This window comes from Bacteroidota bacterium (assembly GCA_036522515.1).
In the GTDB taxonomy this organism is placed as follows: domain Bacteria; phylum Bacteroidota; class Ignavibacteria; order UBA10030; family SZUA-254; genus VBOC01.
On sequence record DATDFQ010000015.1, the window covers coordinates 69,630 to 84,885 of the forward strand.

General features: G+C 62.3%; 12 protein-coding genes. All 12 read right to left on the bottom strand.

Annotated elements, in window-relative coordinates:
- Nucleotides 1-4: 4 nt before the first annotated feature.
- The 12 genes from VI215_01860 to VI215_01915 all read right to left on the bottom strand — a co-directional run bounded on the left by VI215_01860 (nt 5) and on the right by VI215_01915 (nt 15,227).
- The gene (locus VI215_01860) at nt 5-1,384 is read right to left on the bottom strand and encodes a sigma-54 dependent transcriptional regulator (protein ID HEY6191052.1); all 1,380 of its coding nucleotides are present in this window, start codon (nt 1,382-1,384) and stop codon (nt 5-7) included.
- Nucleotides 1,381-2,148: a hypothetical protein gene (locus tag VI215_01865; GenBank protein ID HEY6191053.1), complete on the bottom strand. Its 768-nt coding sequence runs from the start codon at nt 2,146-2,148 to the stop codon at nt 1,381-1,383. The genes VI215_01860 and VI215_01865 overlap by 4 nt, the downstream gene beginning before the upstream one ends.
- Nucleotides 2,149-2,157: 9 nt before the next feature.
- Nucleotides 2,158-3,747, bottom strand: coding sequence for an acyl-CoA carboxylase subunit beta (locus VI215_01870; protein HEY6191054.1), 1,590 nt, complete (start codon nt 3,745-3,747; stop codon nt 2,158-2,160).
- Between the two features lie 89 nt (nt 3,748-3,836).
- A complete protein-coding gene (locus VI215_01875; GenBank protein HEY6191055.1) occupies nt 3,837-5,015 on the bottom strand; it encodes an acyl-CoA dehydrogenase in 1,179 nt (392 codons plus the stop codon).
- A 295-nt stretch (nt 5,016-5,310) separates the two neighbouring features.
- Nucleotides 5,311-6,267: a methylmalonyl Co-A mutase-associated GTPase MeaB gene (gene meaB / locus VI215_01880; GenBank protein HEY6191056.1), complete on the bottom strand. Its 957-nt coding sequence runs from the start codon at nt 6,265-6,267 to the stop codon at nt 5,311-5,313.
- Nucleotides 6,268-6,270: 3 nt separating this feature from the next.
- Complete coding sequence (locus VI215_01885; GenBank protein ID HEY6191057.1) at nt 6,271-7,197, bottom strand: NAD-dependent epimerase/dehydratase family protein; 927 nt, start codon at nt 7,195-7,197, stop codon at nt 6,271-6,273.
- A complete protein-coding gene (gene purD / locus VI215_01890; GenBank protein HEY6191058.1) occupies nt 7,194-8,504 on the bottom strand; it encodes a phosphoribosylamine--glycine ligase in 1,311 nt (436 codons plus the stop codon). The genes VI215_01885 and purD overlap by 4 nt, the downstream gene beginning before the upstream one ends.
- A complete protein-coding gene (locus tag VI215_01895) occupies nt 8,501-9,802 on the bottom strand; it encodes a glycosyltransferase family 4 protein (GenBank protein HEY6191059.1) in 1,302 nt (433 codons plus the stop codon). Before VI215_01895 ends, purD begins: the two co-directional genes overlap by 4 nt.
- 2 nt (nt 9,803-9,804) lie before the next feature.
- Nucleotides 9,805-10,908, bottom strand: a complete 1,104-nt coding sequence (locus VI215_01900) for an aminopeptidase P family protein (GenBank protein HEY6191060.1) — start codon at nt 10,906-10,908, stop codon at nt 9,805-9,807.
- The gene (gene guaB, locus VI215_01905) at nt 10,905-12,371 is read right to left on the bottom strand and encodes an IMP dehydrogenase (GenBank protein ID HEY6191061.1); all 1,467 of its coding nucleotides are present in this window, start codon (nt 12,369-12,371) and stop codon (nt 10,905-10,907) included. The genes VI215_01900 and guaB overlap by 4 nt, the downstream gene beginning before the upstream one ends.
- 57 nt (nt 12,372-12,428) lie before the next feature.
- Nucleotides 12,429-13,598 (bottom strand): acyl-CoA dehydrogenase family protein, encoded by a 1,170-nt coding sequence (locus VI215_01910; GenBank protein ID HEY6191062.1) that lies wholly within the window; start codon nt 13,596-13,598, stop codon nt 12,429-12,431.
- A 288-nt stretch (nt 13,599-13,886) separates the two neighbouring features.
- Nucleotides 13,887-15,227 (bottom strand): sigma-54 dependent transcriptional regulator, encoded by a 1,341-nt coding sequence (locus VI215_01915; protein ID HEY6191063.1) that lies wholly within the window; start codon nt 15,225-15,227, stop codon nt 13,887-13,889.
- Nucleotides 15,228-15,256 lie beyond the last annotated feature (29 nt).

The following is a 15,256-nucleotide window of genomic DNA, read 5'->3' on the forward strand; positions in this document are numbered from 1 at the left end:
GCGGTCAGCGGCCCGCGTCCTTCGGGGGATCGCCGCCCTCGCCCCCCCGCTCGAGCCCGTACTTGTTGATCTTCGTATAAAGGTGGCTCCGCTCCATTTCCAGCGCTTCGGCGGTCCTTGAGACGTTCCAGTTGTGCAGCTCGAGTTGACGCTTGATGAACGCCGCCTCCGCGCGATCTTTGAACTCCTGAAAGCTGGTCCCCGAATGGAGGAGCTCCTCGACCATGCCGTTCCGGGCGGCCGGGAGCGACTCGAGGCCGGACCGCTCGATCGTATCGCCGGGAGCCATGATGACCAGCCGCTCGACGATGTTCCGCAGTTCGCGCACGTTCCCGCTCCACTCCGCGCCGGCAAGCGCCTGCAGGGCCCCGTCCGTGATCTTCTTCAACGCCATCCCGTTTCTCGTGCAGGTGTCGATGAGGAACGCCTTCACGAGAATCGGAATATCCTCCCTCCGGTCCCTGAGAGGCGGCACCTCGATCGGTATCACGTTCAACCGGTGGTAGAGGTCCTCCCGGAAGGCGCCTCTCTTGACCTCGTCGATCAATTTCTTGTTCGTCGCCGCGATTACCCGGACGTCGACCGGGATCATCTTGTTGCCTCCGACGCGTTCGATCTTCCCTTCCTCCAGGACCCGCAGCACCTTCGCCTGCGCCTGCGAGCTCATGTCGCCAATTTCATCCAAAAAGATCGTCCCGCCGTCCGCCTGCTCAAATTTTCCTATCCGCAGCGCTGTCGCGCCGGTGAACGATCCCTTTTCGTGTCCGAACAGCTCCGATTCGATCAGCTCCGCCGGGATCGCAGCGCAGTTCACCTCGACCAGGGGCATCTGCGACCGCTTGCTGGCCCGGTGGATGCCCTTGGCGACGAGTTCCTTTCCGCTGCCGCTTTCGCCCGAGATGAGGACGCGCGTGTCGGTCGGCCCGACCCGCTGGATCAGGGCGATGATCGCTTTGATCTTCGGGCTCTCCCCCAGAATCTGCTCCTTGTCGCGCACCTGCCGCAGCTCCTTCGAGAGCGCGCGGTGCTCGAGCGCGTTCCTCAGGACGATCAGCAGCTTTTCCCGGTCGAGCGGTTTCGGGAGGTAATCGAACGCGCCGAGTTTGGTCGCCTCGACGGCGGTCTCGAACGTCCCGTGGCCTGAAATCATGATCACGGGCAGGTCGGCGTCGAGGCGCATGATCTCCCGGAGCGCTTCGATCCCGTCCATTCCCTGGGGCATCTTGATATCCAGAAGCACCGCGTCAACCTGGCCGTCGCGGAGGCGCTCGAGCCCCTCCCGGCCGTTCTCCGCGGCGACAACCCGGTATTTCTCGTACTCGAGGATCATCCTGATCGAATCCCGCACGCTCTTTTCGTCGTCGACAACGAGAATCGTCTTCATCGCCCGTCCCCGATCCGCGAGGGAAGATCGCCGCCCGGGACTCCGGCCGAGACGCCGACCGTTTCCCGTTCCGCCCCCAGGAATTCGGAGGGCATCCGGCGGATGTCTTCCAGGAGAGCCCTTCCGAACCGCTGGCCCTCCTGGTCGGCACGCAGGTCCCGGTCATCTTTCACCCCTCCGACAATGAAGGCGTCCTCGCCCTCCTCGACGAAGAGGCCGATCCTCTCCGCGCCCTCCTCCGTTTCGAACAGGAGCGTCAGGAAGGCCGAGCCGAAGAAGTGCTGGAGCTTGTCGCGGTCACCGGCGGTCCCGGGGGGAGTGTCGCGGTACAGGTTCCGGGGGAGGCTGTTCACCCTCCGGTCGAACTCCTCCTCCGATTCGTCCGAGAGGGGGAAGTAGAAGCGGAAGACGGGCACCTTCAGCCCGACGAGGCGATGGTCGAAGGTTGCAATCGTGGCGAGCAGGAGCGCAACCGCCGTGTTGTTGTCCGTCAACTGCATCGCCCGCACGTAGAGCGCGTCGAGCGCCCCCACGTCGCCAAGCCCCGCGCGGAGGCGGCGGAATGTTTTGCTCCGGAGAAAGGCCTTCAATTCGATGCCGTGCTGAATGAACAGCGGGGGAAAATAGGTCAGGAGACAGCTCAGCGGCGCGTCGTCGTGGAGGGTGAGGTACGGCTTGAACTGTGCGGTCGAATCGATCTCCCTCGGCTGCGCCGGAAGGAGCTGCGAGGCCGAGGCCACGATCATGATCACGGCGGCTGGCATTCTCATCCGCTAGACCTGGATCACTCCCGGATTGAAACGGGGAAGCTCGGGGTTATTCGAAGCGATCTCGATGCCGCGGGAAATGAGCGAGCGGGTTTCGACCGGATCGACGATGCCGTCCACCCAGAGCCGAGCCGCGGCGAAGAGCGGGTCGAGCTCGCTGTTATAGCGCTGGGAGATCTCCTTCAGGAGGAGTTCCTGCTTCTCCTTCGGAATCTGCGTGCCGGACTTCGACATGACCTGCTGCAATTTGATGCTGAGCAGGGTTTCGCTCGCCTGCTTCCCGCCCATCACGGCGATCTGCGCCGTCGGCCAGGCAAAAATGAAACGCGGATCGTACGCCTTCCCGCACATGGCGTAGTTTCCCGCCCCGTAGCTGTTTCCGATGATGAAGGTCAGCTTCGGGACCACGCTGTTCGCCACGGCGTTGACCATCTTGGCGCCGTCTTTGATGATTCCCCCCTGCTCGGCGCGCGAGCCCACCATGAATCCTGTGACATCCTGAAAAAACACCAGGGGGATCTTCTTCTGATTGCACCCCATGATGAACCGGGCTCCCTTGTCCGCGCTCTCGCTGTAGATCACCCCTCCGACCTGCATCTCCCCCGACCTGGTCCTGGTGACCGACCGCTGGTTCGCGACGATGCCGACCGCCCAGCCGTCGACGCGGGCATAGGCGGTGATGATCGTCTTGCCGTAGCCGCGCTTGAACTCGTCGAATTCCCCCTCGTCCACGATCGTCGAAAGCACGCCGTACATGTCGTACGGCTTCGCGCGGTCGTCCGGGATCATGCCGTAGACGTCGGCCGGATCGAGGCGCGGAGGCTTCGGCGCGATCCGGTCGAATCCGGCCTTCGGGGTGTGTCCGAGCTTCGAGATAAGTTCGCGGATGGTTTCGAGGCAGACCTCGTCGTTCGGCATCCGGTAATCGGTGACGCCGCTGATCTCGCTGTGCATCCCGGCCCCGCCCAGTTTCTCCACCTCCACCTCTTCGCCGATCGCGGCCTTCACGAGAAACGGCCCGGCGAGGAAGACGCTTCCTGTCCCGTCCACGATCAGTGCTTCGTCGCTCATGATCGGAAGGTAGGCTCCGCCCGCGACGCACGGTCCCATGATCGCCGCGATCTGCGGAATCCCCATCGATGAGAGGACGGCGTTATTCCGGAAAATGCGGCCGAAATGCTCCTTGTCGGGGAAAATCTCGCTCTGGAGGGGAAGGAAGACGCCGGCGGAGTCGACGAGATAGACGATCGGCAGGCGGTTCTCCATCGCGATCTCCTGCGCCCTGAGGTTCTTCTTACATGTGATGGGAAACCAGGCCCCCGCCTTCACGGTCGCGTCGTTCGCCACCACGACCACGTCCCGTCCGTGGATTTTGCCGACTCCGAAGACCGTTCCCGCCGAGGGCGCCCCACCGTACTCCTCGTACATTCCGTACGCGGTAAAAAGTCCGATCTCGAGAAACTCCCCCGGCGGATCGATCAGTTTCCGGATCCGTTCCCGCGCGGTCAGCTTTCCCCGCTTGTGATGCTTCTCGACCGCCTCCTTGCCGCCCCCGGCCTTCACGCTCTCGGCTTTGGCGTTCAGGACCCGGAGCATGTTCTTGAAATTATCCTGGTACGTGTTGAAGGTGAGGTCTTTCTTGACCGCGGCGGACGGGGCCATGGGATTCTGCGGCGGGGAAGGAGTTATCGTGAATTCAGGAGCTCGCGGGCGATGACCATCTTTTGAATCTCGGATGTCCCCTCGCCGATGGTCACGAGTTTGACGTCGCGATAGAATTTTTCGACCGGGAAGTCCTTGATGAACCCGTAGCCGCCGTGGATCTGGACCCCCTCGTTCGTCGCCTGGACCGCCACCTCGCTGGCGAAGAATTTCGCCATCGACGACTCGAGCGTGATGTCGCGGCCCCGGTTCTTGAGAAACGCGGCGCGGTAGGTCAAGAGGCGCGAAGCTTCGATCCCGACCGCCATGTCGGCGAGCTTCCACTGGATCGCCTGGAATTCACCGATCGGCTTTCCGAATTGCTTCCGTTCGCGCGCGTATTTCAGGCTGGCGTCGAGGGACCCCTGCGCGATCCCGACCGCGAGGGCGGCGATGCTGATCCTGCCCCCGTCGAGCACCGCCAGCGCCTGGGCGAATCCCGTCCCCTCCTCGCCGAGGAGATTCTCTTTTGGAATCCGGCAGTTGTCGAAGGCGATCGCGGAGGTGTCGCAGCAGCGCATCCCGAGCTTGTTCTCCTTCTTGCTCACGATGAACCCGGGCGTGTCGTTCTCGACGAGGAACGCCGAGATCCCTTTCTTCCCTTTTGTCTTGTCGAGATTCGCCATCACGACGGTCAGGTTGCCGACCGAGCCGTGGGTGATAAAATTCTTGCTGCCGTTGAGAACGAAGCAGTCCCCTTCCCGCGCCGCCGTCGTGAGCATGCCCGCCGCGTCGCTCCCTGCGGTCGGCTCGGTGAGCGCCCAGGCTCCGATCGTCCGGCCGGAGGCGAGCCCGGGGAGGTACTTCTTTTTCTGGGCTTCGGTGCCGAAGGTGTAGAGGTGGTTCGAGCAGAGGCTGTTATGGGCGGCGAGACTCAGTCCGATCGAAGGATCGACCCTGGAGATCTCCACGAGAATGGTCACGTATTCGAGGTAGCCGAACCCCGAGCCTCCGTACTCCTCGGGGATGATGATCCCCATGAACCCGAGCTCGCCGAGCTTCCGGATCAGGTCGTGCGGAAACTCCTGCGACTCGTCATACTTCATCACAACCGGCCTGATCTCCTTCTCGGCGAAATTGCGCGCAGATTCCTGAACCATCCGCATGCTCTCGGTGAATTCGAACTCGGGTGTGGCTGCCTCCACGGCGATCTGCTCAGGCATCAACTTTCTCGGCTGGGTGGTGAGTATACTGTCATCCTGAGGGAGCATCGCGACCGAAGGATCTTTGCTATCGGCGAGATCCTTCGCTTCGCTCAGGATGACATTTCAATTAATGTAGGAGGATTTCGGTAGAATTGCAATCCGCGGTAGTGGCGCACTTTCATCTTATCTCGTCATCCCGACATGTTTTAGGTCGGGATCTTTATAAAAGAGTTGAAAGATGCTGACCAGGAGCATGTCAGCATGACGAGGTGGAGAGAGACGTTCGGCCAAATTGAGACCCCACCCAATCCGGCTACTTGTTGACTTTCCCGAGCAACTGCTCTGCAATATCGTACGGAGTGGTCTCGCCCGAAAGCATCCGCCGGACCTCGGAGTCGAGCGCGCGCTCCCTCCCCTCGTCCCAGAACTCGACCCGCATCCGCTCGCTCACGATCTCCCTGATCCGCTCGACGGCCCGTTCAACCCTCTTCTTCTCCAGCATGCCGCCCGCCCGGAGAAATTGGGTGTGCGCCGCAATCTGACCGGCCACTTCTTCGATCCCCGTCCCTTTCGTCGCGACCGTCTGTACCACCTCGGGGTTCCAGCCGTCGGACGCGGGCCTCAGGCTCAGCACGGTCTTGATCGCCCTGACCGCCTGTTCCGCTCCCGGGCGATCCGACTTGTTCAGAGCGAAGAAGTCTGCAATTTCCATCAGCCCCGCCTTCATCGCCTGAATGGAGTCGCCCGACTCGGGCACGAGGACGACGATCACGGTATCGGCCGCCCGCACGATGTCGAGTTCCGACTGCCCCACCCCGACCGTCTCGAAGAAAATGATGTCGCACCCCGACGCGTCGAGGACGTCGGCGGCTTCTTTCGCCTTCCGGCTCAACCCGCCCAGGCTTCCGCGGGACGCCATGCTCCGGATGAAGACGCCGGTGTCGAGCTCGATGTCGCTCATGCGCACGCGGTCTCCGAGCAGCGCTCCTCCGGTAAACGGACTTGAGGGATCGACGGCGATCACGCCGACGCGCAGTTGACCGGCAGGCCCGGTGCGATAGTGGCGCGCGAGCTTGTTCGTGATCGTGCTCTTGCCGGAGCCGGGGGGACCGGTGATGCCGACGCGGCACGCTTTCCCGGTGGAGGGATAGAGGGTTTTCAGCAGCCCGACCGCGTCGGGATGCCCGTTCTCAACCATCGAGATTGCCCTCGATACGGCCCCGCGGTCGTTTCCGAGAATACGCTCTATGAATTCGGGCCCGGCCGACATCGGTTATCGCCCTGCGGCGTTCCGGAAATAGTCGACTGTCCGCCCCAGCCCGTCGGCCAGCGACACAGCCGGAGTCCAGCCCATCACGCGCCGGGCGAGGGAGGAATCGATGACGCTTCGCGTCTGCTCCCCCTTCTTGGCCGGGCCGTGGACCTCCGGAGTATCCGATCCGGTCAGCGCGCGAAGGCCCCGGAAGATATCGTTCACCGAAGTTTCAATCCCGGTCCCGATATTGAAGACGCCCGACCCCTTCACCCCGGGCGCGAGCAAGTTCGCCGCCACCACGTCGCCGACGAAGACGTAATCTCTCGTTTGCCCGCCGTCGCCGTTGATGACCGGTTTCGATCCCTCCAGCATCTTGCTCACGAAGATGGCGACCACCCCCGCCTCCCCGTGCGGGTTCTGTCTCGGACCGTAGACGTTCGCGTAGCGCAGGACGGTGTACTCCAGGCCGTTGACCACGCGATAGTAGTGGAGATACTTCTCGACAGAGAGCTTGGAGACCCCGTAGGGCGAAACCGGACGGGTGGGGTGATCTTCGGTGGCGGGAAAGGCCTCCTGTTCCCCGTAGATCGCCCCTCCGGTCGACGCGAAGATGAATCGCCCGACCCCGTGCGCCACGCAATTCTGAAGCAGGTTCAGTGTTCCGAGGATATTCACGTCCGCGTCGTTTGAAGGGTCCTCGACGGATTTCCGGACGTCCATCTGGGCCGCATGGTGGATGACGACGTCGAATCTGTTCTCGCGGAAGAGCTCCCCGATCCGGGGATTCCGGATATCGAGCTCCACGAACTCCGCGCCCGGCGGCACGTTCTCCTTCCGGCCCATCGAGAGATCGTCGAGCACGGCGACCTTGTGCCCGGCCCCAAGGAACGCCTCCGCAACGTGAGACCCGATAAAACCCGCCCCGCCCGTGACCAGAATTTTCACCCGACCTCCGCTCTAGTTTTGATGAGCCGGCTTATCGCTTTCCTGCCGATATCGCTCCGGTAATACGCGCCGTCGAACGTGATCTTCCTGACCGCGCGGTAGGCGAGGTCGACCGTCGACTCGGGCGAGCGCTCCGGGCCCACGGCGGTGACGCCGAGCACCCTTCCGCCCGAGGTAACCACCCCGCCCTTTTCAAGCGCCGTCCCGGCGTGGAACACCATCACGTCTCCCTGCTCCGCCGCGCGGTCGAGTCCCACGAGAGGTTTCCCCGTTTCATACCTCCCCGGATATCCGCCCGAGGCGAGGACCACGCAAACCGCGACGGATTGTCTCTGCCGCACCGCGGCGCCGGAGAGGTTGCCCGAAACCGCATCGAGCATGAGCTCGACAAGATCGTTCTCGACCAGTGGCAACACCACCTGGGTCTCCGGATCGCCGAACCGGCAGTTGAACTCGACCACCCTTGGGCCGGTCTCCGTGATCATGAGGCCCGCATAGAGGCAGCCCTTGAAGGGCCTCCCCTCCTTCTTCATCGCCGCGAGGGTCGGCACAAGTATCAGGCGCTTTATTCTCTCGAGCATCTCTCCGCCCGCCACCGGGGCCGGGGCGAACGCACCCATCCCTCCGGTGTTCCTTCCCTGGTCGTCGTCAAGGATCCTCTTCTGATCCTGCGCCGGCGGGAGAAGGACAAAGTCGGTCCCGTCGGTGATGGCAAGGACAGACGCCTCCTCTCCCTCGAGGAACTCCTCGATGACGACCGTCGTCCCGGCGTCTCCGAAGATCTTCTTCCCCATCATCGCGTCGAGCGTCTCCAGGGCGGCCTCCTTCGTGTCGCAAACCGAGACCCCTTTTCCGGACGCGAGCCCGTCCGCCTTGATCACGAGCGGCACCGGCATCTCGTCGACGTAGCGCTCCGCGTCGAAGCGCTCGGCCGCGGTGAACGACCGGAATTCCGCCGTGGGAATCCCGTTCCTTTTCATGAACTCCTTCGCGAAGACCTTGCTTCCCTCGATGGCGGCGGCCGATTTGGACGGACCGAAGATCGCGAGGCCCTGCCTGTCGAACTCGTCGACGATCCCGTCGACCAGCGGCTGCTCCGGCCCGACGACCGTCAGATCGATTTGCTGGTCGCGCGCGAACCTCACGAGGGAGTCGATATCGCCCGGCTTGATCGGGACCAGCTCCGCGATCTCGCCGATGCCCGGATTCCCGGGGGCGCAGTACATTTTCGCGACAAGGGGACTCTGGCGGATTTTCCAGGCGAGGGCGTGTTCCCGGCCGCCCGATCCGATGAGGAGTATTTTCATTCGGAGAGAAAGCCGAAAATGACCGAAAGCTCCCTGGTCAGCTCGATCCGGTCGTACCTCGCGGCCACATCCTCCCTCGTTTTCGGCAGGCCCGCGCCGCGGAACTGGTTGTAAAACCGGATGATCGCCGACGCGATCCCCTCCACGTCGCCGGGATCGACGCAGACACCGGCCCCCGTCTCTTCCACAGCCTGGCGGATAAACCCTTCCGGGACGCAGGCGAGGATCGGCTTCCGGGCACCGATATATTCGTACACCTTCCCCGGCGACTGGCGGTCGTTCGTCAGCATCATCCAGAGCACGTCGGACGAGCGGAGCTGTTCCACGCACCGGGCATGGTCGAGATACCCGGTCGTGACGACGGTATCGTGCAGTTGCATCGAGGTGATCATCTGGAGATGCTCGCTGTGCAGGTGGCCCACGAAACACGCCTCGATCTTCCCCCGCATCTCCGGCCGCTCCGCGAACACCTTCCGGAGGGCGTTGAGAAAATACTTCGGGGTCCTGTCGCCGAAGAAAACGCCTGCATGCGTGATGCGCATTTTCCCCGTGTTCGCGCGGGGCGGATCCTCGTGCTCAAAGTCCCGGGGGTCGAACCCCTGCGGCAGGATCACGACATCGTCGTAGCTCAGGAATTTGTGGCGGTTCAGGATCAGCTCCTTGACCCGCCGGTTCGTGGTGACGATTTTCGAAGCGGCGTGGAGGGACTCCTTCTCGCGGCGGGCGTTCAGGTACCGGTGGACGGGGGTCGGGTAGTACTTGAACGGGAACTCGAGCCACGGGTCGCGGTAATCCAGCACCAGCGGTTTGTTCCACCTGCGGTGCAGTTCGAGCCCGATCAAAAAATCCGTAAAGGGCGGCCCGGTGGCGAAGAGGAGGTCGAATTGTTTCCGCGCATGGAGCGCCTCCGCCGCCCGCACCGCCTTCCGCTTCCAGAAGATCTTGTTGTCGGGGACGAAGAAGAGGTCGCTCACGAACGTCAGGATCTTTCGCAGCCGCTCGGAGGGCATTTTCACCACCCCCTTCTTCTGAAAAAACCTGTTCGGATCGAGCGAACCGACGCGCTCGATCTCGACGGAACGGCGGCTGATTTCCTCGAGAAGCGTGTAGTCCTCGGCGAAATAGCCGGTCGGCGTCACCGTCAAAACGGTCGGCTCCCAACCGTACTCGGGTAGATACTTGACAAACTTCAAGGTCCGTTGAACTCCGCCCAATCCCATCGGCGGAAAGTAATAGGCGATGACGAGCACCTTCCGCAGTGCGGGCGCCTGGGACTGGTCGGGTGTACCCGTCGGCATGCTCAGAGAACGATCAACTCCTTCGGCGACCGGTTGAGCACCTCGCAGTGATCGGCGCGGATGACGACATCGTCCTCGATGCGCACTCCTCCCAGGCCCGCGATGTAGACCCCGGGCTCGATCGTCACGACGTTCCCCGATTGCAGCATCGACGTGCTCAGGACCGAGATGCGGGGCGGTTCGTGGATCTGCAACCCCAGGCCGTGGCCCAGCGAATGCCGGAAATACCGGTCGTATCCCTCGCGCCGGATGAGGCCTCTCGCAACCGCGTCCAGGTCGCCGGTTTTCACCCCGCTTCTCGCCGCATCGATGGCGCGCAACTGGGCATCCAGCACGGTGTAGTAGATTTTTTTCGCCTCCGGGAGTGGCCTGCCCACCGCCACCGTCCTGGTCATGTCGCTGTGGTACCCGCCGTAGACGCAGCCGAAATCGAGCGTGACCATCTCCCTCGAAGCGATCTTCTTCATCGACGCCCGGCCGTGGGGCAGCGCGCCCCTCTCGCCGCTGGCGACGATCGTCTCGAACGCGTCCCCTTCCGCCCCGTACTTTCGCTGGCGGTAGGAGATCTCGGCCGAGATATCCTGCTCGCGGAGCCCCGGTCTGATCATCCCCAGGATGTCCGAGAAGACGCGGTCGGTGATCTCAACCGCCTTCCTGATGTTGCCGATCTCGGCCTCGTCCTTGACCACGGCAATTTTTTCGATACAGTCGGCCTTGGGACAGAACACGGCTTTCGGAAAGCTCTTTTTGAAGAGGGAGTACTGCGCGTACGTCAGCGTGTTGCCGTCGAATCCGACCCGTTGCCCGGGGAGCAGTAGCTTCCGGCGCTTCATTTCCTCGAGAACGCCGTCGGCGCAGATCGCGATCCGCCAGTTGCGCACCTCGTTCCGCACCTGATCGGTGTACCGTCCGTCGGTCAACAGAGTCGCCCCCCCGGAGGTGATCAGGCCGGCGCCGCTCGATCCGGAAAAACCGCTGAGGTAGCGGAGATGGGGCTGAAAGGTCACCAGGAACGAGTCGACCTTGAGAGAGGCAAACTGGGACCGGAGACTGTTGAGCCTCGCGCGGAAGGGCGGAAATATGCGCCTGGCCGGGACCTGGCTCATGAGTAGTAGTTGGGGGGTTCCTTGGTGATCGACACGTCGTGCGGGTGGCTCTCGCGGTTTCCCGCCTCGGAAACTCTGACGAATTGCGTTTCTTTTTTCATCTGTGCGACGCCGCGGCAACCGCAATATCCCATCGCCGCCCGGAGCCCTCCGATGAGCTGAAAGACGGTGTCGGAAAGGGGTCCCTTGTACGGCACCCTCCCCTCGATCCCCTCCGGGACCAGCTTCGGAAGGTCGTCCTCCACGTCCTGAAAGTAGCGGTCGCTGCTCCCCTTCTTCATCGCGTCGACGGATCCCATTCCCCGGTACATCTTGTAGCTCCTCCCCTCGAAGAGGATCTTCTCGCCCGGACTCTCGTCGACGCCGGCGAAGAGGTTCCCGATCATCACACAATCGGCTCCCGCCCCGATCGCCTTGGCGAGGTCGCCCGTCTGCTTGATCCCCCCGTCTGCGATCACCGGCACCTTCGAGCGGGCGGCCGCCCTCGCACAATCGTAGATCGCGGTCACCTGCGGGATGCCGATGCCCGCGATGATACGGGTCGTGCAGATGGAGCCCGGCCCGATCCCCACCTTCACCCCGTCGACCCCCGAACGGACAAGGTCGAGCACGGCTTCCGCGGTTCCGACATTTCCGGCGATCAGTTCGCACTCCGGGAACTTCGCCTTGATGCGTTTGATGGCCTCGAGGACTCCGCGGGAATGCCCGTGCGCGGTATCGACGACGACGACATCGGCGCCGGCGCCGAGAAGCGCCGAGACCCGTTCGATCGCATCGGGAGTGACTCCCACTGCCGCCCCCACCCGCAGGCGCCCGTGCGGGTCCTTGCACGCGTTGGGATGATGCTTCTTCTTCTGCATGTCCTTCACGGTGATGAGGCCGCGCAGGTATCCCCGTTTGTCCACCACGGGGAGTTTCTCAATCCGGTGTTTCTGCAGGATTTTTTCGGCCCGTTCGAGCGTGGTTCCGACCGGAGCCGTGACGAGATCCTTGCCGGTCATAAGATCCGAAACAGGAAGGCCGTGGTCCGGTTCGAAGCGGATGTCGCGATGAGTGACGATGCCGGCGAGTTTCCCCCGGGCGTCCACGATCGGTATCCCGGAGATCTTGTACTTCGACATCAGCTGGATGGCATCCCCGACGGTCTGATGGGGCTGCATCGTGACGGGGTTGAGGAGCATGCCGCTTTCGGAGCGCTTGACCCTCTCGACCTGGATCGACTGATCCTCGATCGACATGTTCTTGTGGAGGATTCCGATCCCGCCTTCGCGCGCGAGCGCGATCGCCAGCTCCGCCTCCGTGACGGTGTCCATGGCCGCCGAAACGAGCGGGATATTCAGGGTGATGTGGCGGGAGAGCCTGGTGGTGACATCCGCTTCGCGGGGGAGGACGTCCGACTTGCGCGGCACGAGCAGCACGTCGTCGAACGTGATCGCATCGCCGAGGAATTTTCTAACGGGCATCGGTGACACCTGCTCCTGTTGGTTCAATGACGGTGAATCCCCGCCGCCGCGATCGCATCAGAGATACGCCGGAATTCCGGTGATATCCTCTCCGACGATGAGCGTGTGCATTTCGTGCGTGCCCTCATAGGTCTTCACGGATTCGAGATTCGCCATGTGGCGCATGACGGGGTATTCGTCGAGAATTCCATTCGCTCCGAGGACCTCCCGGGCCGTCCTTGCGATCTCCAGCGCGTGGAAGACGTTGTTCCGCTTCGCCATCGAGACCTGCTTGAAGCGCAGCTTGCCCTGGTCCTTCAACCGCCCGAGCTGGAGCGCGAGGAGTTGCGCTTTCGTTATCTCCGTCACCATTCCGACGAGCTTCTCCTGGATCAGCTGGAACGAGGCGATCGGTTTGCCGAATTGGATCCGCGATTTGGCGTAGGCGAGCGCGGTATCGTAGCACGCCATCGCCGCCCCCGTCGCTCCCCACGCGATTCCGTACCGCGCCTGGTTCAGGCACATGAGAGGCGACTTCAGGCCCTGGGCCTTCGGCAGCATGTTCTCTTTGGGGATCGTACAATCCTGAAAAATAAGTTCGGAGGTGACCGACGCCCGGAGCGAGTGCTTTCCCCTCATCTCCGGGGTGCTGAAACCTTTGGTCCCCTTTTCCACCAGGAAGCCGTGGATGACGCCGTTCAATTTCGCCCAGACGACGGCCACGTCGGCGATCGTGCCGTTGGTGATCCACATCTTTGCGCCGTTGAGCACGTAGCTGTTGCCCCGCTCTTCGGCCCGGGTGATCATGCCGCCCGGGTTGGAGCCGTAGTCCGGTTCCGTCAGGCCGAAGCAGCCGATCTTCTCACCGGACGCCAGTTTCGGCAACCAGGAGTCTTTCTGCTCTTCGGAGCCGAAGGTATACAACGGGTACATGACGAGCGCGCTCTGAACGGAGGAGAAACTCCGGATTCCGCTGTCGCCGCGCTCCAATTCCTGCATCACGAGGCCATAGGCCACGTTGTTCATCTCCGCGCAGCCGTATTTCGCCGGGAGGGTGGACCCGAACATCCCGAGGTCCGCCATCTTCCGGACGAGATCGACCGGAAACGTTCCCGCGCGGTTATGCTTCTCGATGATGGGCAGGACATGGTCATCGACGAACTCCCTGACGGTATCGCGCACGAGAAGCTCCTCCTCGGAAAGAAGGCTCGCGATATCGTAATAGTCTACCCCGTAAAACTTTGGCATCGGAAGGTCTATTCGGTGATTACTACAAAAAAAGCCCCGTCCGCGAAATCGAACTCAGGGCGCAGTGTGCGTGATACCGGCAGGAAATTACGAAAATATAGCAGGAATGTCAAACATTGGGGTCATTCCGTGGTGTCTCAATTTGGCCGAACGTCTCTCCACCTCGTCATGCTGACATGCTCCTGGTCAGCATCTTTCAACTCTTTTATAAAGATCCCGACCTAAAACATGTCGGGATGACGAGAGAAGGTGAAACTGCGGCGCTACCCGTCACTCCGGCGCGGCGCGTCAGTCGACGACGATCCCGTATTCCTTGATCTTGAGATAGAGGCCTTTCTCGCTGATGTTGAGGGCCTCGGCGCTCTTTTTCCGGTTGCCCTTGAACATTTTCAGGACCTTCTCAATGTGCTGCTTCTCGAACGCCTCGATCGCCAGCGTCTCGGGAATGGCCTCGGAGTGGCGGTCGGTCAGGTGAAGGTCGGCGACGTCGATGACCTCGCCGGGCGAGAGGATGATCGCGCCCTCGATGACATGTTCGAGCTCCCGCACGTTCCCGGGCCAGTCGTACATCATCAGGGCTTCGAGGGCCCGGTCGGCGAGCTTCTTGGGCTCCTTCGATTTCGATTTCTTCCTGAGGAAATATTGGACGAGCGAAGGAATGTCCTCGCGGTGATCCTTGAGGGGAGGCATGCGTATCGTCACGACGTTGAGGCGGTAGAGCAGGTCTTCGCGGAAGCGGCCGGCCCGCGCCTCGTCCTGGAGGCTCTTATTCGTCGCCGACAGGACGCGCACGTCCGCTTTGAGCTCGACCGTCCCCCCCACCCGCCGGAAGTCCCCGGTCTCCAGAAACCGAAGCAACTTGGGCTGGATGATGGGGCTGATATCCCCGACCTCGTCAAGGAAGAGCGTGCCGCCGTTGGCCACTTCCACGAGGCCCGGCTTCGCCTGGTATGCGTTGGTGAACGCCCCCTTCTCGTGCCCGAATAATTCGCTCTCGAGCAACGAATCCGGAATCGAAGAGCAGTTGACGGGAACGAACGGCCGCTCCTTCCGGGGGCTCGCCTTGTGGATCAGGTTTGCGATCAGCTCTTTCCCCGTTCCGCTCAGTCCGTAAATAAGCACGATCGAATCGCTCGCCGCGACGCGGCGCGCGCTTTCGATCACGTCCTGGAGGGCTTTGCTCCCGCCGACGAGCTCGAATCCGCCCGACTTCCGGTCCAGCTCGGTCTGGAGCAGCTTGTTGTCGATGGAGAGTTTCTTCCGCTCGATTGCGCGAAGGATCGTCTGCTCGATCTGCTCGATGTCGTACGGCTTGCCGAGAACCTCGTAGGCGCCGAGCTTCGTGCTTTCGACGGCCATTTTAAGGTCGGCGAACTGCGAAAGGATGATGACCTGCGAGGAGGGCGAGTGGGCCTGGATGAACTGGAGCACCTCGCGCCCGTCGACGCGCGGCATTTTCATGTCGAGAAGAACGACGTCGTACAGCTTCTTCTGGATGAGGTTGATTCCTTCGGCTCCGTCAAAGGCGAGGTCAACCTGGTAGGATTGGTGTTCTTCGAGCTCTTCTTTCAGGAGGGTCGTGATCGAGGCTTCGTCGTCCACGATCAGGATCTGGTAATGCTGCGACATCAGGACGCTCCCCCTTCAGACAGCGAGAG